This window comes from Opacimonas viscosa (genome assembly GCF_024199005.1).
Lineage (GTDB): Bacteria > Pseudomonadota > Gammaproteobacteria > Enterobacterales > Alteromonadaceae > Opacimonas > Opacimonas viscosa.
In genome coordinates, this window is the sequence record NZ_JANATA010000370.1 from 1 (window position 1) to 225 (window position 225).

The 225-nt window shown below is 51.1% G+C and carries 1 pseudogene; it reads right to left on the reverse strand.

The annotated features are described in order from the left end of the window. Positions 1–225 (reverse strand): annotated as a pseudogene (locus NLF92_RS13970) (NADP-dependent phosphogluconate dehydrogenase); the annotation flags it as partial.

Genomic DNA, 225 nt, shown 5'->3' on the forward strand with positions numbered 1-225 from the left:
TATTCAGCTTGCCTTCGTTCCAGCGACGAAACACCTCTGCTATTTCAGCTGGCGCCATATGTAGCGCTTCGCGCATAACATGGTAAGTTTCGCAGATAAGCTGCATGTCGGCGTATTCGATACCGTTGTGCACCATTTTTACATAGTGCCCGGCTCCAACCGGACCGATGTAGGTCGCACATGGTTCGCCTTCTAACACTGGTTGACCTGGCGTATGGCTTTCTA